The 22,630-nt window shown below is 42.5% G+C and carries 16 protein-coding genes; 12 read left to right on the top strand and 4 right to left on the bottom strand.

What is annotated here, in order from left to right:
• Positions 1-81 precede the first annotated feature (81 nt).
• On the top strand, positions 82-411 hold the full coding sequence (locus SPEA_RS07980; RefSeq protein ID WP_012154758.1) for a YbaB/EbfC family nucleoid-associated protein: 330 nt from the start codon (positions 82-84) through the stop codon (positions 409-411).
• 225 nt (positions 412-636) lie between these two features.
• Here SPEA_RS07980 and SPEA_RS07985 read toward each other — a convergent pair whose 3' ends face one another.
• Entirely contained in the window at positions 637-1,197 is a 561-nt protein-coding gene (locus tag SPEA_RS07985) for an acyltransferase (RefSeq protein ID WP_012154759.1), read from the bottom strand.
• 468 nt (positions 1,198-1,665) lie between these two features.
• On the opposite strand from SPEA_RS07985, the gene SPEA_RS07990 reads away from it, so the two are divergent.
• The 5 genes from SPEA_RS07990 (at position 1,666) to SPEA_RS08010 (ending at position 11,426) form a co-directional block, all read left to right on the top strand.
• Positions 1,666-2,349 (top strand): tetratricopeptide repeat protein, encoded by a 684-nt coding sequence (locus SPEA_RS07990; RefSeq protein ID WP_012154760.1) that lies wholly within the window; start codon positions 1,666-1,668, stop codon positions 2,347-2,349.
• Between the two features lie 2 nt (positions 2,350-2,351).
• Positions 2,352-3,272: a hypothetical protein gene (locus SPEA_RS07995; RefSeq protein ID WP_012154761.1), complete on the top strand. Its 921-nt coding sequence runs from the start codon at positions 2,352-2,354 to the stop codon at positions 3,270-3,272.
• A gap of 584 nt (positions 3,273-3,856) precedes the next feature.
• On the top strand, positions 3,857-6,751 hold the full coding sequence (locus tag SPEA_RS08000; protein WP_012154762.1) for a TonB-dependent receptor plug domain-containing protein: 2,895 nt from the start codon (positions 3,857-3,859) through the stop codon (positions 6,749-6,751).
• A 117-nt stretch (positions 6,752-6,868) separates the two neighbouring features.
• Complete coding sequence (locus tag SPEA_RS08005; RefSeq protein WP_041410883.1) at positions 6,869-8,053, top strand: cyclically-permuted mutarotase family protein; 1,185 nt, start codon at positions 6,869-6,871, stop codon at positions 8,051-8,053.
• Between the two features lie 523 nt (positions 8,054-8,576).
• Positions 8,577-11,426 carry an exo-alpha-sialidase gene (locus SPEA_RS08010; protein WP_012154764.1) on the top strand — a complete coding sequence of 950 codons (2,850 nt, stop codon included), beginning with the start codon at positions 8,577-8,579 and terminating at the stop codon, positions 11,424-11,426.
• 90 nt (positions 11,427-11,516) lie between these two features.
• On the opposite strand, the gene SPEA_RS08015 is transcribed toward SPEA_RS08010, so the two are convergent.
• Positions 11,517-12,329: an alpha/beta hydrolase gene (locus SPEA_RS08015; protein WP_012154765.1), complete on the bottom strand. Its 813-nt coding sequence runs from the start codon at positions 12,327-12,329 to the stop codon at positions 11,517-11,519.
• Between the two features lie 200 nt (positions 12,330-12,529).
• Here SPEA_RS08015 and SPEA_RS08020 point away from each other — a divergent pair, with 200 nt between their 5' ends.
• From SPEA_RS08020 to nagB, 5 genes are all read left to right on the top strand, one after another.
• Entirely contained in the window at positions 12,530-13,234 is a 705-nt protein-coding gene (locus SPEA_RS08020; protein ID WP_012154766.1) for a transcriptional regulator NanR, read from the top strand.
• A gap of 254 nt (positions 13,235-13,488) precedes the next feature.
• Complete coding sequence (locus SPEA_RS08025; protein ID WP_012154767.1) at positions 13,489-16,167, top strand: sodium:solute symporter; 2,679 nt, start codon at positions 13,489-13,491, stop codon at positions 16,165-16,167.
• A gap of 23 nt (positions 16,168-16,190) precedes the next feature.
• A complete protein-coding gene (locus tag SPEA_RS08030; RefSeq protein WP_012154768.1) occupies positions 16,191-16,946 on the top strand; it encodes an N-acetylmannosamine-6-phosphate 2-epimerase in 756 nt (251 codons plus the stop codon).
• Entirely contained in the window at positions 16,943-17,815 is an 873-nt protein-coding gene (locus SPEA_RS08035; protein ID WP_012154769.1) for an ROK family protein, read from the top strand. The genes SPEA_RS08030 and SPEA_RS08035 overlap by 4 nt, the downstream gene beginning before the upstream one ends.
• A 105-nt stretch (positions 17,816-17,920) precedes the next feature.
• The gene (gene nagB, locus SPEA_RS08040; RefSeq protein ID WP_041411347.1) at positions 17,921-18,727 is read left to right on the top strand and encodes a glucosamine-6-phosphate deaminase; all 807 of its coding nucleotides are present in this window, start codon (positions 17,921-17,923) and stop codon (positions 18,725-18,727) included.
• 412 nt (positions 18,728-19,139) lie between these two features.
• Here nagB and SPEA_RS08045 read toward each other — a convergent pair whose 3' ends face one another.
• Both SPEA_RS08045 and nagA read right to left on the bottom strand, forming a co-directional pair.
• Entirely contained in the window at positions 19,140-20,045 is a 906-nt protein-coding gene (locus SPEA_RS08045) for a dihydrodipicolinate synthase family protein (protein ID WP_012154771.1), read from the bottom strand.
• A gap of 18 nt (positions 20,046-20,063) precedes the next feature.
• Positions 20,064-21,200: an N-acetylglucosamine-6-phosphate deacetylase gene (gene nagA / locus SPEA_RS08050; RefSeq protein WP_012154772.1), complete on the bottom strand. Its 1,137-nt coding sequence runs from the start codon at positions 21,198-21,200 to the stop codon at positions 20,064-20,066.
• 418 nt (positions 21,201-21,618) lie between these two features.
• On the opposite strand from nagA, the gene SPEA_RS08055 reads away from it, so the two are divergent.
• Entirely contained in the window at positions 21,619-22,602 is a 984-nt protein-coding gene (locus tag SPEA_RS08055; protein WP_012154773.1) for a DUF4862 family protein, read from the top strand.
• Positions 22,603-22,630 lie beyond the last annotated feature (28 nt).

Genomic DNA, 22,630 nt, shown 5'->3' on the forward strand with positions numbered 1-22,630 from the left:
GCTTTCATTGCTAATCATTGGTTTTTTAGTAAGATTAGCCCACTTTATTTGTTGTGATAAATAATAGAAGAGAATTAGAGTATGTTTGGAAAAGGCGGTATGGGCAACTTGATGAAGCAAGCCCAGATGATGCAAGACAAAATGGCTAAAGTGCAAGAAGAAATCGCACGTATGGAAGTGACTGGCGAAGCCGGTGCTGGCCTAGTAAAAGTCACTATGACAGGTTCTCACAGCGTACGTAAAGTTGATATCGACGCAAGCCTGCTTGAAGACGACAAAGAGATGCTAGAAGATCTTATCGCAGCAGCTTGTAACGATGCAGCGCGCCGCGTAGAAGAGAATCAAAAAGAGAAAATGGCTGAAGTGACTGGCGGTATGCAACTACCACCAGGCATGAAGATGCCGTTCTAGTTTTAAGTTGCTGTTTTAACGGTGTATTTGCACGGTTTGATTGGGGGGGGGGCAAATAGGGGCCAAATCCGAGCGACTAAAAACAAAAAAAGCTCAAGCAATTTGCTTGAGCTTTTTTGTTAGTCGTGCCGCTGAGTTTACTTGGACAGCTATGAAACTAACATATTAATACATGGCTACGAATGTCTATAGCGTTGGTGTTTACGAGTTTAATTTCCAAATGTTTTATTGTCTCAGCCAACCATCTGGAATATTGAGTGACTTTATCACTTTTGCTGGGGTACCTGCTGCTAAGCAATTTGGTGGTATTTCTCCAACAACTATCGAACCTGCAGCAATGACAGAGTTATCCCCAATAGAAGAACCAGCAAGGATCATTGAATTTGCACCAACCCACACATTATTGCCAATCACTACCGAGGCCTTTTTTACATCACGGTCTGGAGATAATTGGTGAAAGTCGGTGTCGAAAACGTAAGTCATATCGCCAATTTTGGCGTTACGCCCGATTTTTATAGATTGTGATGCACAGATGTTAACCCCGTCATTAAAGAATGAGCCTTCACCAATTTCTAATGTTGCCTCTGCTTGTACGGTAATGGTTTGATGCAAACGGAAAGAGCGAAAACTACATTGTCCGCCAAGTCGTATTACACCTTTATTACTAATATATGGCCATGCACCACTAAATGAAGGCGTATCTGTAATCGTAATCTTCTTTCTTTTACAGAATAACTTAATGGAAAGGCCTTTCAATTTTCGACGAAGGCTTGTTTTTTTGAACATGTTTTGTTCCAGAGAATGAGCACGAGAAGATCAATTTGTATAGAGTCATGATTTACTGTTACTTGCCCATTTGGAATTATTAATGCACGCGACCAAGTATTAACTTACGTGGCTGAAACGTTTTGGGCTTAAGGATAAAACAGGTGCTTTTTACATTAAGTATTTGCAATCTGCAAGTAGTATATATGACAGATTCGGCCTGAATTTGATGTTGTTAAGGGTTTGTTTTGTAAGGGTAAGTAAGTTTCCTTCGCAAAGTGGTTCCATGTCTATGATTTTGCAGTTTATACATCAGGACGGTGGGAGGCTGGTAACATTTAGTGTCTTTTTTTTGATTTAGCTTTTCTCTGGGTAAATTGTAATTAAGCGCGTTTTCTATGTGGTTGCTGCTCTAGTTGCTTTATGTCAAACTTCAGCCGTTTTAAGCGCCCACTTCACGTATGCAGTTAACTTAAATGGATCGATAGTGTGAAAGAAAAACTTAAAGGGCTGGGGTTCTCCTTAGTCATATTCATCGCCATTATTATCTTCAATACGCTGTTTGGTGCGCCGCCAGTTGCCCTTAGCGGTATCGAGAAGTACAGCGCAAAAGTATCAGTTGAAGAGGCTAGAGAGTTAGGCTTTATCCTCTTTAACAATAAGCACTACTCAGATGCGCGTGCATTTTTTACTCCCTCTGCTCAGCAAGGCGATGTAGGCAGCCAACTGGTACTGGCTACACTCTATTTTTACGATCTGACAACAGTTAACAATTATCAGCAGGCATATCGCTGGTTTAGTAAGAATAGCGATAATGCTTTTGCTCAATACTATTTAAGCTTGTTATATCACTTTGGCCATTACGTACCTCAAAGTCAGGTTAAATCCTTATTTTGGATTGAAAAATCCGCCGTGCAATCTTTCCCTGCTGGCCAACATAATTTGGCTGTTCACTACTTTAACCTTGGTGATTATAGCCAAGCGTACCTTTGGGGCTTGTACGCTAGAGCTAATGATTTTTCTCAGTCTCGAAGCTTAGTTAAACAAGCCGCAGGACACTTGACGCCACAAGAGAAAGCCAACGCTGATCAAACCTTTAGAAACACTAATGCCAAGCATTCTTGGGATGATGACAACAATCAGATTAGCGCACTGTTAGAGCAGGTATTTTAACCATGAAGATAAGTTCGCTGTCATTGGAGTTAGCATCTGGTCAAACTCAAGAGTTTGGGGCGGTGACAAGCCGCACTAACTTAAAGCATCGTCTCAAGGAGGTGCTTGATTGTGTCGTATTTGAAGAACCGAGCGTTGATGGGAGTGGAGCGCTCACCATGCCGATGCTAATCGTACAGATAAAGATGAAACAGTGTGAGATCACTTTTACTTATGATCTGCTGAGTAAAGAGGAAGGTTTATTGGCGTTGTATTACACCAGTGCGAAAGGAGGCCGAGAGCGGCAAAAGGAATTTGGCTTTGTGAGCTTTGGCGAACTAGAAGATCATTTGCAGAGACTCTTGAGCGAGAGTGAGACCAAGTTTGTTGAATACTATTTCCCTAAGCAAACCCAAGTCAGCCAAGCGATTAAATATCTTGGTTTAGCCTATATCACAGCCGCTTGTCTTGGCTTATTGTCCTTCATCTTTTTATCGGATGTAATTTGGCATGATGATATTTTTAATTCAGCCTACATCGCAGTGGGCGTGATTTATGCTCTTACGCTGCCGATATTGCTGCTTAAAGCCTTGTCGCAGGAGGGAAGGGAGCGTGCAGAGCAAGTCGGCCAGAGCACGAGTAAACAAGTGTTTGCCATATTAGTGGGTAATATAATATTGAGCTTTGCTCTCGTTGCTGGTGGCTGTAATTTATGGCACGTTATCAGCGCCAAGCCCACAGAACTAGACATTACTTTTTCCGATAAGAACCAAGATTATTGGGGAAAAAACTGTAAGGGCGGCGTCAATATCGAACACTTCTCAGGGACAGTCTGCTTGGAGGATAGAGCTTATTGGAAGATTATTCATCCCGGTATGCGAGCTGTTGCACTGGGAGAGTCATCGGCGATCGCTTTTAAGGTAAAAGCCATAGCGCTTAAATAATCGCAGTTAAGACCAGTAGGGTATTTATTTAGTCTGCACTTTGTACTATCCACTACCTAACTATTCCCTCAATCATTATTGCCCCTTCAAAACTGATTCATCAGAGTATCAGACTTATGAATCAAGTCTTGAGGGTTCCCTCATGGAAAAGTGCTCATTTAGCGATATCTGCTACCTCACACTGTTTAATTTATCAGTTACAACCGCTAGTTTTATTTTAAATCTTCTTTTAATCAATTCAGTTCATGAAAATGCTTCCTATGCATTTCCGCTCTGGTTCAAACATCTGTTTTACATATACAAAGCCAAATAACTAATTGAAAATGTTTGGTTTGTAAGTATGTTTGGTTTTTTGTTTAGCCCCTACTTTTAGCGTAGCATTAGTTAGGTATGTTGCGTGGTTGTGATTAATCTGTTTGTTTTTGGGTTGTTAATGTTGCTACGTGTATACTGGTATGATAGGTTGACTGCATGATGTCGAGATAGCTAGATATTACTTGCTTTAAAATTTATCGATTTAAACCTTAGTTACATCAGAAACAGTTGCACATTGAATAAAACTATAAAACTCAGAGAGGGAAGTTATGAATACCAATCAAAGGATGTTTTGCCGCAGCGCACTGTCATTATGTATTGCTGGATTATTTAGTTCTGCAGCTATAGCAAATGACGCGGAGCAAGAAAGTGACAATGTTGAAAGAATTGTTGTCACTGGTTCTAATATTTTTAAGGGCAGCGCTAACGCTTCATCTTCAGCGCCGATTACTGAGATTGGTAAAGACGCCATTGAAGGTGTTGCAGCTATTTCTATTGGTGATGTACTGAATAAAATCCCTTCTGTTACTGCATCGATAAATGGTTCAAGCGATAACGTATCACTGGGTGGTGCGGGTAGTAATGTTGGTGTTTCAACCACTTCACTGCGTAACTTAGGCTCTGCGCGTACATTGGTTTTGGTTAATGGACGCCGTTATGTATCTGGTGTTTCCGCTAATACTGGTTACGGTGTTGACTTAAACTCCATCCCAACCGCAATTATCGAGCGTGTCGATGTATTGACTGGTGGTCAATCTGCAATTTACGGTTCTGATGCGATTGCAGGTGTGATTAATATTATTACTAAGCAAGATTATGATGGCTTAGAGTTTAACGCCTTTGCCGCTGATTCAACCGAAGGCGGTGGAGGTCGACAGAATGTCGATTTTACTTATGGTCAGAATTTCGATTCAGGTAATGCATGGGTATCAGTTGGTTATTCTAATCAAGACGTACTAAATTCTTCAGACCGTGACTTTTCTAAGTATGAAATGCGTTTTCTCGATACAAACGGAGACGGTATTAGAGACTCGATTGCTAGACGAGATGGCCCTGGCCACGTTGACGGTGCCTCACTGGGTTATGGTGACTTAAAAATCTTTGGTAATGGCGATCCGTTCAATACTAATCAGCCTTTACTCGATGGTAACTATCAACCAATGGGAGAGTCTGACTGGGATAACCAGCACGCAAACCGTACTCTTGTTACGCCATTCGAACGTTTTAATGTCGCTTCCGGTATTAGCTTCGATGTATCTGAAAACTCGGCTTTTGAGGTTGAAATTAATTACGCACAAACAAAAGCACGTGTTGATCTAGAAGAAGCGCCAATCGATGTAGTAAACAATATTTTTAGAAAAGGTGATGGCGGAACAACAGGTATCGATGTCGCAACAAGTCCTTTCTTCGTGGGAAGTAGTGCAGGGCAGCAACTTCTTGCGGTTATGGGGTCGGATACTTCCCTTGATGGCGTATCCACTAACCGTCGTACCTTTGAGTTCGGCAATCGACTCACAGAGAACCATCGTGAAACATTCCGTATTGCGGGCAGTTATAGCTACTATTTTGACAATGATTTAGATTGGAAAACAAGTGCGACATACGGTATTACCTCACAGCAACAAAATAACAGTGGTGACTTTAGTATTCCGCATATGCAGCAAGCGGTTACGATTGAAGAAGATGGTAATGGTGGTTACCAGTGTGCTGATGAAATAGCACGTATTTACGGATGTTTACCGGTTAATCCATTTGGTACAACAGACAGCTTAGCCGGACAAGCAGGGATTGTCGGTTTTTCTGATGAAGCCAGAAAGTACCTTGCCGTTGCTACCGGCCAGACCGGCAAAGTTGAGCAATTTGTTGCTACTAGTGTAGTTTCTGGTGAGCTGGATTTGTCAGTTGGTCACGACAATATGGGCTTTGCTGCGGGTCTTGAGTACCGTAAAGAGTCAGCTGTTGAAAACCCAGATAGTTTCCGTCAGCTAGGCATTACACGTGAAGGTGCGGTTCAGCCCATCGACGGTAGTTTCGATGTCGCCGAAATTTTTGGTGAGCTTTATATTCCAGTCGCTGATTGGCTGAATGTGAGTTTAGCGGGCCGTGTGGGCGACTACTCTACAATCGGTACCACATCAACTTATCGACTCGGTCTAGATGCACCCATTAATGATGTGATTCGTCTTCGTGCGAGTCAATCAAGCTCTGTGCGCGCGCCAAACATTAATGATATCTTTTCTACAGGAACAACCAGCGTCGCTAACCCTACCATTGATGTTTGTAACGGTACGACTAATTCGGGCACGTCGAATAGAGATGTAAACTGTAGCTCGATTGCCGCTATCTCCAACCGAATGGCGACCGATCCAAATGGTGAGTATGTATTGGTTGGCTCAGAAACCAATAATACTTTAGTAATGCAGAGCGGCTCTCCAGATCTTAAAGAGGAGACTGCTGATTCATTAACTTTAGGATTTGTTGTAACGCCGATAGATAATTTATACGTTTCACTCGATTATTATGATATCGAAATTGAAGATGGTATTACCACAATCACTCCCGATATTATGGTTGAGCGTTGTTATGACGCTGACCCATCACAATTTGATGCAAGCTGTGGCGGCAAAGTCGTGCGTGACGTAAAAGACGGTCCAATTCTAAATATTTACTCTACATCAATTAATGCCGACACCATTTCAACTAGCGGTTTAGATCTTGAGATAGGTTACTCGCTTGAAGATTTACATTTGAATTTAATCGCTAACTACCTTGGTGAATACGAAATCGATACACCTGGTGGAAAAATTGATAATTTAGGAAAAACCCTATTCCCTGAGTATCGTTATACGATGAATGCCTCTTATGACATTACTGATGCTTTTAACTTATATGCACAGTTGACTTACCGCTCTGAAACTAAGGGTGTGCTTGGTGAAACGACGCTGTCGGATGATCTTAATACCATGGATGCGGTTTACTATGTTGATCTTAGAGCTAGTTACCAAATAAATGATGCTGTTAATGTTTATCTTGGCTCAAATAATTTATTTGATGAGCAGCCAGATATTCAGGCGACAAGTGCGGCAGTAGGTACTAATACTACGCCTCAAGCTTATGATGTTATTGGTCGTCAAATCTTTGCTGGTGTTAAATTGACATTCTAATAGCTGGGAAAGGCATGCTCTTTTTATAACAATAAATGCCTTGTTGTCGGTGTAATGTCCTAAAACCTAATCAATGTTGATTAGGTTTTATTTTACTTAAAAGTTAAGGAGTTCCGCTTGAAGCCTACTCAGTTATTTTTCCTACTTATGCCGCTTGTCGCGCTTGTTTGTGGGCCAGCGTTAGCTGTGGAAAGTCAAACAAAAGTACCTGTTCAGGCCAAGGTGAGTTGGGTAAAAGCAGGGCAACTACCAGCTCCTAAAGGCTTTAATCAATCTATCGGTATAGCTGGTGCCTATAGCGCATTTGTCGGTGATTACCTTGTGGTTGCTGGCGGGGCTAATTTTCCTAAGGGCCACCCTTTTTTTGATAAGGGGGTTAAGCAGTATTATTCAGATATTTTTGTTTTTGATACCGCAAATAATCAATTTGAGCTAGTAGCTCATGGTCACTTACCCTCCGCAAGAGGGCATGGTGCAACTGTCGTTGTTGGCAATAGTCTGTATCTTGTTGGAGGTAAAAATAACGACCAAGCCTTCGACTCTATTCTAAAGCTGACACTAGATGATAACTCTCAACCTGTGGTGAATGCTGTTAATCAACTGCCTTTTACTTGGGATTCTGGCGCGGCGGCCTGGCAAGACGACTCACTGTTTTTATTTGCTGGTAAGCATAACGGCGTAGTGAGTAATGCTGTGTGTCAGTTTTCTTTGAAACAGCAAAAATGCATCAATAAAGATAAGATAGCGCCAATCCCGGGGCTTGCGAGAGCCGATTTCCCTTCCATAAAGCATCACAAACAATTTTATGTATTTGGTGGTGCCAATGTGTTGGCAGGAAAAGGACGTTATGTTCTAACCGACGCTTATGCGTTTGACTTTGAAGCACTAAGCTGGAGAACACTTACGCCGATTACGGTTAAAGACCAACCCTATTCTGTCGCTGGTGGAGGGGTTGCGGTGATTAACGATGAGCAGTTCATTTTGCTTGGTGGTGTAAACAGGCAAGTGTTTAACGATGCTATTTTTCAATTGACCACGAGTGCACAGGATAGGCTATCTAAGTTCAAACAATATTATTTTAGTTTGAATGAGCAAGAGGTTAACTTTAGCCGCCAACAGCTTATTTATGATCTCAATAAAGATAACTGGTCAACTTTAAGTAAGGAAGTGCCTTTTACGGGGGGAGCGGGCCCCCTTGCGATATCGCAAAAAGAGAACCAAATATATTGGATTTCTGGCGAGATAAGGCCGGTGATCCGTACCCCTAATGTCTATCAAGCCACAATCGAACCTGTTCAATAACACTGGCGTCTATTTCACTATCTTGTTTAGTACATTGATATTTTTTAGCAGAGTCTGGATCTGAGACTCGCTTATCCCCTCAACTTGCTAAACCAATAATCACTTAAATTAGTTAAAAGCTTTCTACAATGGTTTACCTAGTTGCACCTTATTTGAAGGTGTAACTTGTAAGCCGCTTTCCTGTACCCAGCAATATTAACTCCTACGACTATCACTAGCACTACCGATTATCTAGTTATACTGTTATACCATAAAGTTCTTGTCCATTTTTTGTACACATGTTTGTATTGATGGTGTGACAGGTTGATATGTGAAACCGTGGATCAGATATTTGAGTCGCTACTACAGGACTCATTGAGTTCGCGTAAGACCTCAACAAGATAAGAACATGGGTACTTAAGCTGTTTGTAGCGTTAAGATTAGGTGGTTCAGGATGTATAACGTGAGTAAAGGCACCTTTAAATTATCAGCCACTTATTGCTGGCTTTGTCATGGATAACACTTAATTTATAAAGGTGACATTATGCTGAGAACAATTACATTAACGGCGCTATTCATTACTTTATGCTCAATGGGCTTTAGTAGTGGATATGCGCAAGCAAATACATTGGTCGCAAATTTTGATGCGATGAATGAAACAAGCCCAACGATCCAAGGTTGGAGTGATTTCCTTTCGGGGCAAGCAACAGGCTCAGTTGCGCAAGATTTAAATGCCGCAAGTTGGAAGTCAACGGGAAGCAGCGGCAGAGCGCAATGGAATATGGTTCCAACTACCGAGCTTAATAATGAGGCTAGTCTAAAAGGTTGGCGAATGAGCTGGACTAGTCGCGTTGAGTCTGGCGGCTATATCACTGATTACTATGCAAATGGTGCTTTGCGTTTTCTACCAATATTGAGTATTAGTGCGTCGGGAGATTTAGTCGTAAACCTAGTTGGGGGAGGTGAACATACATTAGTTTCAGGAACGGGAGCGGATAGCTATCATCAATACGTTGTTGAGTATGATCCACTTACTCAACTTGCTAGTTTCAGCTTTGATGGAGTGATAATTGATCCTGCCTGGGTTGGTGAGGCCAGCAACCAAAATATGATTGCATGGGGAAATGGTTCATCAAACATTAATGGCGTTGCTTATTATAGAGCTGTCACCTTTGAGACGCTCAGCGAAACCGTGCCAGAAGAAGCTAAGATTATTGCAGCGTGGGACTCATCTGGGGTCACCTTTGATGGCGAAAGCCAATTTATATCGATTAATACCGAGCTTGCATCTGTACAGCAACTGGCCCGAGGTAGCATATTTACCAAGTTTAAAGCCACTGGTACAACAGCAACTCTTTTTAGTGCTTCCAATTCAGCCGTAGGTTCAAGTGAATTTGCAATACTGATTAACGGTGATGGCACATTACGGGTGCATGCTCGAGAGAACGGCAGTTTTGTCAATGACTCAAAAACCGTCACCACATTCAATAATAATCAAGAGCACAAAGCACTGATTATGGTAGATGCAAACGGTACCCAAATCTATGTCGATGGCCGGTTAGCATTCAGTGGTAATGCAACTAGCTTTCTTAGCGCCATTGCGGGATTAGATAGCATGAATATTGGTCGTAACCATGATAGTAATGGTGGCCAATGGTATTTCAGCGGCACCATCGATGAAACTCGTATTTATGACAATGTACTGACGGCAGAGCAAGCTGAGGATCTCACTCGGTTATCGACTGTGGTGGCGACTTTTGATAGTAACCTCAATACCGATCCCCTCTTGGCTGGCTGGACAAATGATAGTGTGGACTCTGGCGCAGGCAGCTTAGTTAACGAACAAGGTCAAGCTGCTTGGCAGGCTAGAGGTATAAATGGCCGAGCTGAGTGGGAAATACAGCCTAGCGTGCAAGTTAATCGAGATGCGACAACCTTAGGCTGGAAAATGACCACCACAAGTCGAATCGTGTCGGGCAGTGCGATTTCTGATTACTACGCAAATGGTAATAAACGCTTTTTAGCTTTGTTAAGTATCAATGGCAATGGTGACTTAGTCGCAGCGTTGGAGGGAGGCAGTAGTCATACATTAGTGCCGATGACTGGTGCAGATAAGTACCATACCTATGAAGTGACTTACGATGTTGAAACGAGCTTAGCGACGTTTTATTTTGACGGTATTGCAATCGAAACTTGGGCTGGTTCTGCTACCAGTCAGAATGTCATAGTGTGGGGAAATGGCTCTTCTGGCACAAATGGTGTTGCCAATTACCGTTATGTCAACTTTGAGACCTTTGGTAGTGGTCCGGCTATCTTTGAAAGTATTGTTTTTCAAGGAGGTCAAGAAGGCGATGATGGTATGAGTCATTATCGAATCCCTTCCATGGTCCAATCTGCAGATGGCTCAATACTGGCGTTTATTGAAGGCCGTCCAAGTGGTGGAGATCCTGGGCAAGTGGGTCAGATTAACATCTCTTTAAAACGTTCAATTGATAATGGACGTAGCTGGCTACCTGTGCAGATTATTCATCAAGATCCAGCGTTTGATTATTCAGATCCCCGTCCATTTGTTGATAAATCGACAAATACGGTTTATGTATTTTATGTGCAGTGGCCAGACTTATGTGCGCAAAATGGCAACTGTGTCGCCCCTGATGATGCCAACTATTTGTATTATCGAAAAAGTATTGATAATGGACTGACATGGTCAGCCGCAGTAGATGTTACTTCGCAAGTTAAAGATCCGACTTGGCGATCAATAAACCCAGGCCCAGGACAAGGGATCCAATTGCAATGGCAGACTTTAGCTCAAGGTGAGCACAATGGCAGAATGATTTTTCCAGCCATAGTGCGTGCTGGTAATAGCCTTTTTTATGTTGCGACAGTGTTTAGTGACGACAATGGCTTAACTTGGCATAAAGGTGAGTTTACGCCTGTTTCTGGACCGACCGAAGCTGATATGGTTGAGCTTAATGATGGAACATTATTATTGTCCGCTCGCAATGATGGGGGGGCAGCAGGTACTCGTTATCACTTCTTGAGTCATGATGGCGGGATCACCTGGACGCAAACAAGTCATGACTTGGCTGTTTCTAAGGTTGATATTGGGCTCACCCGATTTTCAGCGATAAGAGCGGGAGATGCTGAAGATCTTATCATTGCTACTGCGCCCATAGGTACAACATCAGGCCCTAATCGTAATAACTTGGGGATTTGGGTCAGTACCGATGAAGGGGCTAATTTTGGCACTCCTCATCAATTAGTTTATGGCATGAGTGCCTATTCTGATGTGGTAAGGTTAAATGACGGCTCTATTGGTGTGATTTATGAGGCGACGGGAAGCACGCTGTTGAAGTTTCTAAACTTTGAGCTGAGCAGCCTTGAGCGGCAGTAGGCTGGCTGTTTTACAGTGCTATCCATGGCTATGAAATAGAAACTTAGACTGTTAGCTATAAGTATGGCTAACAGTCTAGATTTCGAGCCGTTAAGCTAAGGCGTCGATTTCATCTGCTATAAGCTGTTTGATAACCACCCAGTGAGACTCTTGCCAGTTCCCCTCATGGGGTAACATCGAGAAATGATCTGCATTTGGTATGCTAATTTGCTTTATATCTTGGCTTGTTTGCTCTTTATAGCGCTTGAGCTGAGCAATTTTGACACAAGTGTCGAGCTCACCATGCACTAATGTTAGGTTAAGGTGCATTGCGGGTAAGTCGCTTGGGTTGCATGCTTGGTAACGCTCAGGAAAATCTTTTGGCGTTCCTCCCATTAGCCTATGTATTTGCTGAGGCTGTTCAAGATCATCGGCAGCGGTTAAATCTAGTATGCCGCTAATAGAAATAACGTTTCGAATAGCAAGTGCTTGTGGGCTGAAGAGGGGACTGCTTGGAGATATCTTCGCTCTAGAAGCCGCCCAAGTTGCCAAATGTCCGCCGGCAGAATGCCCGATTAATAGGATCCGGCTTAAGTCCAAACCCTCCTCAAGGCTAATATGTTGAAGCATGTCTATGCCTGCTGCAATATCCTTAAATGTTGCGGGCCATGGCGCTTTGATATTGTCGCCTACACTATCCATTCTACGATATTCTAAGTTCCATATTGCGACATTAAAGCCTTGCAAGTAATCAACAATGGCACTGGTAGCATATGTTTCAAGAGTATGATTATCCTTCCAATAACCACCATGAATCACGATAACAACAGCTGTTAGTTTCTCTTTATGACTCGGTGTATAAAGGTGGGCAAACTGTTGACTATCGTTGCCATAATGCACTTTCTTTAGCTGATGCTTATTCATAGTCTTGTATTGGTGTGGTTGATAATTGCTCAACGGTATAATAGGTGTACCAAAGGATCAATGTTTAATGAAAGTAAGCCCAAAGTTTACTTTTGCTATCGATGTGGCATCTATTTGGGATAATTTTGTATACATTTATTGCACCACTGGTATGATAGCTAGATAGGTATAAAACTTGTTAGGTGCTAAAGGAACTTCGAATGCCAATTACTATTAAACGTCCTGTTGAACGAAAAAAACTTTCAGAAACCGTTGAAGAAGAATTGGAACAGATGATACGCCAAGGTGAAATAGCCGAAGGTGAAGCGCTGCCGTCTGAAAGAGAGTTAATGGCGGCATTTGGAGTGGGCAGGCCTTCAATTCGCGATGCCTTGTCAGCACTTGCACGCAAAGGCTTAGTTAAAATTAGCAGCGGTGAACGAACTCGTGTGAGTAGACCTTCTCCTGAAACCATTATTTCTGAGCTATCAGGAATGTCAAAAGACTTTCTATCGCAGCCTAACGGATTGCAATATTTTGATCAGCTAAGAAGCTTCTTTGAATCGAGCTTAGTGCGCCATGCGGCAGAGTTTGCAACAAGTGAACAAATTGAAGAGTTAGAAAAAGCGGTCGCATTAAATGGCAAAGCAATAGATAACGAAAGCCAATTTAAAAAAACCGATATCTATTTTCACCATGTCATAGCATCTATACCTGGCAACCCCATTTTTTTGGCCATTCACCAAGCGCTAGTTGATTGGGTTATTGATGCTAGACCGGCTAAAACCAACGTTAAAGAGTTAAACGCTAAAAGCCATCAAGACCATGTCGATATTTTAGAATGCATTAAAAATCGTGATGTAGAGGGAGCGGATAAAAAGTTAACTCAACACATACAATATGTATTTGATAAGTATTACGATTAGTAGATAAATATTTTCATGCTCAAGCAGTCTTTTCAGTAAAGGTTGCTTATCTATTTTTGAGCTTAATTAAAACATGAATTATTCATTCTAAGGGCTATCTTACGATAGCCCTTTTTTATTGCGCGCAGTTTGAGCGCTTTTGAAAATCGAAGCATAAGGTTGCTTTGGTGTTAAATTAATTGTTGTTTTTTGTGGCTCTGCTGTTTTTATGGTGGTATAACAGGTATACAGCTAGCCACTAATATTTGAAACATATGACCAACAAACTAATAAAGTTAGCATTCTGTTTGATGTTAATGATGCCGCTATTTGCCGTCGCTGAAACGTTTGTCAGCTGGCAAAAGGTTGAGACGGAGCTCTCTGGACCATTTCGTTTAGGTGCTGGTGCGTTCATAGCTGAGCAAGGTGAGCATGTCATTATCTCCTCAGGGCTGGAATTTGAGCCGTTCACTCAATCGTTAATTCAAGAGCAACCATTAATCGTTGAAAACATGCTGCTAACCGCTAAGCAACCTCAGCTTGTTTATATTGTTACCCCCTATAGTGCAGTGGTATCGACTTCTTTATCGGCTAACGATGGCAATAGAGCCTATGCTGCTACAGCTCCTTTTGCCGGGGGAACACTTGTTATTGGTGGCATTAATGCGCAGCAAGCATCGAATCGAGTCAATTTACTTGTATGGCAACAGAGCGCTTCTGTATTAGAGAGCTTTTTATTACCGCCACTCCCCGTCGCCGCAAAATCGCCATCAGCTGTCATTGTCGAAAACACTGTGTATGTATTAACGGGGAAGGATGCAAATAACCAGTTTTTCGCTTTGGATTTGAGCGCGTTAACAGCAGATAAAAACTTGCTTTCAAACAATCAATTTGATTTTGAACGCTTCGCAGCCAAGAGTGCTTGGCGCGCTTTACCGGCATTACCAATTGAAAGTACCAGTTATCAAAATGGTGTGCAGTTAGCGGTTCAAAATGATGGCAGTGGTGAAAAAATATATGCGATAGGGGGCTATCGTCTATTAAACCAAGAGCCGAATTCAAGTCATATACCTTTGCCCTTAACGGCTTTTTGGAAGTTTAATCCAGCCATTGAAACTCTCGCTAATCAATGGCAAAAACTCGGCGATATTTCAGAGACGAATAATGACTTTAATCAGCAAGTAAATAGCCTAGCGACATTCGGCCATTCACACATACTGGCCTTTACCGATAAGGGCGATACTCTATCATTTAATGCGATAACTAATGGTTGGACGCAATATTTAACGGCGAATGACAATCGCAATACTCCAGCAGGTTTTAGTGGCGGGATCACTGACAGCACCATGACTGCAAACGGTTATTTCTATGCACTAAGTCCTAGTCTTGATAACCGCTCTGCATCTACATTATGGCAAGCCTCATTAAAGCGACCTGCTAAGGATTTTGGTTGGATCAACATGACGGTCCTAGTGACATATTTAGTATTTGTCGTTTTGGTTGGCTTGTTCTTCGTCTTCAAAAATAGAACCACTAATGATTATTTTCGTGGTGGTCAATCGATTCCTTGGTGGGCCGCAGCCTGTTCAATTTATGCCACCATGCTGAGTTCGTTGACTTACGTTGCGTTACCCGCAGTGGTTTTTCAGAGCAACTGGTTATTGTTATTGGGGATCTGGATGATTATTGCTGTCGCCCCTATTGCTATTTATGTTGCTATGCCGTTTTTCCGTCAAATTGATGCAACGAGCGCCTACGAATACCTTTCAAAACGCTTCAACATGAGCGTCAGATTATTTGCGAGTGGTTTATTTACGCTATTCCATGTTGGACGAATGGGCATTGTTATGGCACTTACTGCGTTAGCTTTGTCAGCCGTTACGCCGTTATCTCCGAGTGAGAGCGTATTGATAATGGGAGTTCTTTGTCTCATCTATTGCACTATGGGCGGGATTGAAGCGGTGATTTGGACTGATACCTTACAAACCATAGTGTTACTTATTGGCGCCGTGCTGTGCTTTATTATCATCATTGCAGGGTTAGACGGAGGTATGGCTGAGTTTATTAGTATTGGCCTTACGGATAATAAATTTACCATGGTGGATGTTGATTTTAGCCTAGATAGCATAACGACTTTGTCTATTTGGGTCGTTGTCATTGGTGGTATTGGCCAGAATCTATCAAGTTATACGGCAGATCAAGCCGTAGTGCAGCGTTACATGGTGACTAAGAACCCGAAAGAAGCCAGCCGTTCTATCTGGGCAAATGCCATTATTGCCGCGCCTGCAGCGCTATTGTTTTTCTGTATTGGTACTGGGCTGTATGCGTTTTACCAAACCCACCCTGAGAAGTTAGATCCTACGATTCAAATAGATCAAATATTCCCAACCTTTATTGCAACAGAGCTGCCCGTGGGGCTAGCAGGCTTAATTGTGGCCGGGATATTCGCCGCCGCACAATCTACCGTGTCAACTAGCATGAACTCCATTGCCACGACTCTTGTGACTGACTTTATACGCCCCTTTAATTTGGTAAAAACAGAGCAAGGCTATATGAGCGCCGCACGTTGGCTGACGTTTATTATGGGCGTATTGGGAACCTTAGCGGGCCTTATCTTTATTGACCCTGAAATTCGCTCCTTAATGGAGGCGTATTTTAAGGTAATAGGCATGTTTATGGGAGCGTTAGGAGGTTTATTTGTGCTGGGAGCATTGACTAAAAAAGCCAATTCATTTGGCGCGATAGTCGGAATTTTAGCTGGCGTTGCAACCATGGTTTCAGCTTGGCAGTTGGGATGGGCAAATGGTTACTTGTACGCCACGATAGGAATCGTGTCTTGTTTAGTGTTTGGCTACCTTGCCAGCTTACTGACACAAAACACGAAAGCAGCGAATAAAGACTTAACTGGGTTAACACTTTACACAATGGACTCAGTCGCCATCAAACCATCGTAAACATCAGGCTTTAACAAGGGGATATGTCAGTGGTAAATAGAGAGTTAGAAAAGCAATTATTATTGTCGTTGAAGCACTCTTTGATTGTTTCTTGTCAGCCAGTAGATGATGGTCCTATGGACAAGGTCGAACACGTTGTGGCGATGGCGTTGGCTGCCGTGAATGGTGGAGCCAAAGGGCTAAGAATCGAAGGTGTCGAGAATGTACGGGCGGTGGCCAAGGTAAGCCCTGTGCCAATTGTCGGTATTATAAAAAGAGATTTAGCTGATAGCGCTGTGCGTATCACGCCATATGTTGATGATGTCAATGCGCTAGCAAAGGCTGGAGCAAGTATTATTGCATTTGATGGAACAGACAGGAGGCGTCCTGCATCAATGTTACAGCTATTAGATGCAATCCACATGTCAGGTTGTGTTGCTATGGCAGATTGTGCTGACTATGAGGTTGGCTTAATGCTGGCTCAACATGGCTGCACTTTTATTGGCAGTACATTGTCTGGTTACACAGATAACTCAGCCCCTCCTTTTGAGCCTGATTATAACTTGGTGAGCCGCTGGGTAAGTCAGGGGCTGAATGTGATTGCAGAAGGGCGTTATAACTCACCTGAGCGGGCTGCATATGCCATAGGGCTTGGTGCGTTTTCAGTTACTGTTGGATCCGCAATCACGCGTGTGGAACACATTACTCAGTGGTTTGTCGCTGGTGTTGAAGCCGGTGGTAATACTAGTACCGTCGAGAATGAAAATGCCCAAGATGGTATAGGAGCCTTGGCTACATGATTATCACAATTGATGTTGGCGGCACCAAGATATCGGCTGCGTTAATCAAGGGGACTAAAGTCATTAAGGTTAGGAAAGTTGATTCAATTATCCATCAAGACTTAGCTAACCTTGCAAGTTACCTTGTTAACTTATGTGAAGGTTGGGCAGAGCAGGCGTTTACGGTTGCGGTAGCCTGTACTGGGCTTGTGGGAGCAGAGCGAGTTAACTTTTTATCTGCAAACGATTCGCTACCGCTAAAGCAGCAACTTGAAATAGGCTTTGGTTTACCTGTTGTTATGTTAAACGATGCTGCCGCTGCAGCCTGGGCTGAATATACCTTAAGGCTTGATAGAACAGACAATACTTTGGCCTACATTACCGTTTCAACCGGTGTGGGTGGTGGCATTGTTCAAAATGGCAAGTTAGTGATGGCCGATGATGGGTTTTGTGCGCACATTGGGCATATGTCAGTTAGTCGGCCAGACTTGCCTGTAATTGAGTGTCATTGTGGCAGGTTTAACTGTGTAGAGGCCCTATCTTCAGGGACGGCTATCGCTAATCAAGCGTCAAGTATTTTAAATAAAGGTGTTAGCTGCAAAACCGTTTTTAATGAGCATTTATCCCATCCAGAAATAGCCCTGTTACTAGAGCAGGCAACTGATAGCATTGTTGAGCTTATCGCTAACATTAGAGCCTTAACAGGAACACGAGTCGTGGTGTTAGGCGGCAGTGTCGGCTCTACAAACTTATTCCAAGAGCGAATAAAAACCAAATTAAAGGCACTTCCTAAAATCTACCACGTCGAACTCCTTGCCCCTGTCTCTGGAGAGCATGCCGACCTTATTGGCGCAGCTTTGTACGCCGGTTCGGTAATCGGTTGTGATTAATAGATGCCAGTGTTTTACCTTGATATTGTGATTAATAGATGCCGGTGTTTTACCTTGATATTGTGATTAATGATGCCTGTGTTTTACCTTGATATTGGAATTGATATGCAAGTAATTATTTTAGATACCCCAGAGCAAGTTGCCGAAAAGTCAGCGCAATGGGTAACAGAAGTCATTAAACAAAAGCCAGCGGCTGTTTTGGGTTTAGCAACCGGAAGCACGCCAATTAGTCTATATGAGCTGCTGGTGGAGCAATACCGACATGGCGACTTAAGCTTTGCCGATATCACTACATTTAATCTTGATGAGTACCACAATATTGCGGCTGATAATCCTCAAAGTTACCGTAGTTTTATGCAAAAGCAATTATTTGATCATGTTGATATTGCGCCTAGTCGGACGTATTTACCTACATGTAGCTCAGAGCAAAATCCTCGCCTCCAAGGCGAAGCGTATGAGCAAAAGATAAAAGATAAAGGTGGAATCGATCTGCAAATATTGGGTATAGGTGCAAATGGTCATATAGGTTTTAACGAGCCAACATCGAGTCTGTCATCACGCACCAGAATAAAAACCTTAACCAAGCAAACGTTAACAGATAACAGCCGTTTATTTGGTCAAGGTGAATTTCAACCAACAATGGCTATGACTATGGGGATTGCCACTATTTTAGAAGCTAGTTATGTGTTGTTAATGGCAACGGGGGAAAATAAAGCGTCGGCAGTGAAGCAAATGGTCACCGGACCATTAAATGCCATGTGTCCCGCATCAGCGCTACAGTTACATCAGCATGCGGTTATTCTTATCGATAAGGCCGCCGCTAGCGAGCTAACTGAACAAGATTACTTTTTGTGGGCCGATAAAGAGCAGCAAAAAGTGACTGATAGTCACGGACTATTAACAATGTGCTAGCCTGTGTGCGGCAGTTAATTTGAGTGCTTCTTTATAAAGCCATATTGTTTAATATGGCTTTTTTATTGCCACAGAATAAGAATAATCAATCGAAAGCGAGTCAACTCTATGAGTTTAAAGAGGGGGGATAAATCAATTTTAAATTGAGTCGGTATAGATAAAGAAAAACCATCATCAAGATGATGATGGTTTGATATATAGTGCATTAAATGCGACCTCACTATAAAACACTTAAAATATCGGCAAAATATTGGTGTTTTGCTATATATCGAAAGTCTAAGGAAATCTAGGTGTTAACGAGTTCGGCTTACTATTACTTATTGGGTTGGCCAAATGGGTGGTTAAAGCTACCAACTTGGCCTTTAAACATAAATATAAGTAAGAAATAAGCGATAGCATCAGCATCATGGTGTTATGAAGCTGTATGCTCCATAAAGCCGGCGGCTTTCATTTTCACTATGACATCTTCTTTTTCTTGTGGTGATAGGGCTCGAATTGGCATACGAGGATCGCCAACATCAATCCCATGCAGTTGCATCGCCGCTTTCCCCGCCGCGACTCCGCCATATTGCACAAGAGGTCGAATAAGGCCAATAACTTTATTCATTAAGCGAGTGACAGTTTGTTGCTCTCCTTTGTTAAACGCATCAATTATGTCCAAATACAGCGAGGCTGCGTAATTATAGGTACTACCAACAGCGCCGATAGCGCCTACTGCGAGCCCGCCTGGCAGTGACTCATCGACACCAAATGGAATATCGAATTTACCATTGGCTACTCGCTTACAGCGCTGAAACTCATATAAATCGACATGGTTAAATTTTATACCTGCAAGGTTATCGATGACTTTATCTGCTTTGATAAGAAACTGTTCCATATCAAACATGACATTCGACATTCCTGAGTGGTAGTAATAAAAAGCTTTACTTGGCGCCGCGGCCGCGACGGTTGCGCAGTATTTGACAAGGCAATCGACTGAACTGGGTTTAAAAAAGCAAGGTGCAATAACGGATGTTGCAAATACATCAAGAGTATCGGCGTGCTTAGTTAGTTCTAGCGTGTCAACAATTGATAGAGCGCCAGTATGAACTGTAATACTTAGTTTACCTTGTGCGGCCTTAACCCAGCGCTCTGCCACCGCTTTTCGCTCATTGACGGAGCAATTGAGGCCTTCGCCTGTTGTGCCGCAAATATAAACACCTTTAACATTTTGTTTGATGAGCAGTGCGGCAATTTGATCGATAACAGGCAGATTAACATCACCATTAATATCAAATGGAGTATGTGGTGCTGCGATTAACCCAGTTAGTTTTTGCATGGTAATCCTTTATTTAAATTAAAATATTTGTTTGCCATCAATCCATGTTTGGCTTACGTGTAAACTTGTTTGACTACTCTTTTCAAGTACGGTGAAGTCTGCATTTGCGCCTATTGCAAGTAATTGCGTGGCTGTATTAATGCCGAGAAAGTCTGCTGGATACACACTTGCCATTCTTAGAGACTCTTCTAGTGAAATATCTAGCATGGTTTGGGCGTTGTTGACCGCCGTTATCATATCTAATGCTGAGCCTGCTAATTGACCGGTTTGGCTGGTTAACTTATTAGTGCTGAGTTGTATTTGATGACCATCAAACTCAAATGTTTGTTGGTTGCTACCAATGGTAGACATTGCATCTGTCACTAACATCATTTTTCCATTGCTTTTAACTTTGGTAGCAAGCTTTGCCGATGCAGGATGCACGTGATGGCCGTCTAAGATAAGGCCACACCAGCTATTCTTATCAAGAAGTGCAGCGCCGAGCATATTGGGGTCTCGGGATGTGAGTGGCGACATAGCATTAAATAGATGAGTAAACCCGATTGCGCCAGCATCAAGCGCTGCTTGAGTGAGTTCAAAGCTTGCATTGGAGTGGCCTAAACATACTTTAACATTGTGTGCTATTAGCGATTTTACTTGCTCTGTTGTCACACACTCTGGTGCGATGGTGACCACTTTGATACCTAGGTCGTTACGGCAATACACTGCCATTTCTTGATCACTTAGGGCCCTAATGTGCTGGCTATTGTGGATCCCTTTTTTTGGCTCGCTGATATGCGGTCCTTCAAAGTGAACACCTATAACGCCTGGAAGCCGTTTTTTAATGGCGTCAGCGATAGTATTTGCGGCATTGTTTAATGTGGTTAAATCACTGGTAATTAGCGTTGGAAGTAGCCATGTGGTGCCATAACGACTGTGGGCATGCACCATAGCTTCGAGAGCCGTTAAGTGAGTTTGCTGATTAAACAAATAGCCGCCACCACCATTAACTTGAACGTCAATAAAGCCTGGGGTTAATAATCCCGAAATTTTGAATTCTTTTGCATTATTTACGCTATCAAAAGCGATCACTTTGCCATCTTGGAAAGTGATTGGCTGATCTTTCAAGATCTCTCGACCATTAAATACTTGCTCGGCTATCACTGTCGTAATCATTATTAATTAGGCTCTATTGCTGAAGATAATCCCACTTGATGCGGTTCTATGATCCGGCGCTGAGTGAGTGTAAGGCTAACCTGTTGTGCTATCCGTTGTGATAGGTATCTCATTAACCTGTTATACCAATGTACCAGTTGTTTGTTTTTTGTCAAAGAAAAGTTTCATGTTGATGTGGCTTATGCTTGTAGCGGGAGTGAATTGCGCACGAGTCTATTTTGGATTGATGTTGTCTCTGTGAGGGTCAAACCCGCAGGCTGATTAGTTAAGCGAGGTATTGACGTGCAAAACGGTGATGCTCTTGAGGCGCAGTACTAGCACTGCAAACGCATGTTCACAAACAAAATTGCATCTGTACTTACATGGTGGTGTAATAGGTATACCTGTTAGGTTTTTATTATGATAAGGAAAACGATTGATGGAATATATTGTAGGCGCATATGCCACTGCACCTTCGGCTGAAGGTTGGGAGCCAGAGCTTGAGTCTCTGTATTATCAGCATTTAAAGTCCGAAGATAACATTATTGGTATTGAGCATCCTTTTGTCGGTAAGTTACATCCTTATGATGATGAATGGTTTTTAAGTAATGTCAGTAAGGACTGGCAGTTTGTATTTACCTCAATTCCAGGTGTGATGGGACAGTTAGCGAATAATCCCCACTTTGGTATAGCGTCAACAAATGAAGCCGGTAGACAAGCCGCATTAGTTTTTTATCAGCAGGCTCAACAAGCGATTATGACATTAAATAATCATCTTGGACGGGAGGCGGTCAGTTTTCTTAAGATTCATACTGCTCCAAAAATATCAAAAAATTCAACATCATCTATTGCTGCCTTACAATCTTCATTAGAGACAATGTTGTCGTGGGATTGGCACGGAGCAAAACTGGTTATTGAGCATTGTGATGCCTACATAGAAGGCCAAGATGCAGAAAAAGGCTTTATGCGTCTAGAAGATGAGATCTCGGCTGCACAATACGTTAATAACAAACTACAGAGTGACCTAGGTATTAGTATTAACTGGGGGCGCTCGGCAATTGAGGCGCGCAGTACTAACGGACCTTTGCAGCACATTGAACTGGCTAAGCAAAGCGGATTACTGAAAGGCATTATATTTTCGGGTGCCAGTGATATTGAAGGGCCGTATGGCAAGTGGAAGGATACCCATATGCCTCCGGCTAAAGCTCTCTATATTCCAAGTTATGCACAAGGTTCATTATTGACCTTTAAAGAGATCGAAAATTCAATTCAAGCGTGTCAACCGCAAAGCTTGAGCTTTATCGGCGGTAAAATTTCTTTGCAACCAAACCGAGCCGATGTTGAGCAACGTGTTTCATATATAAAAAGTTTACTGACCTTGTTGGATCATGCTTTAGAACCAAATGAAACGTCAGTTTCTTAAAATGGGACGCGGTACTGTTAGATTTCAA

Origin of the sequence: Shewanella pealeana ATCC 700345 (assembly GCF_000018285.1) — a bacterium.
Taxonomy (GTDB): domain Bacteria; phylum Pseudomonadota; class Gammaproteobacteria; order Enterobacterales; family Shewanellaceae; genus Shewanella; species Shewanella pealeana.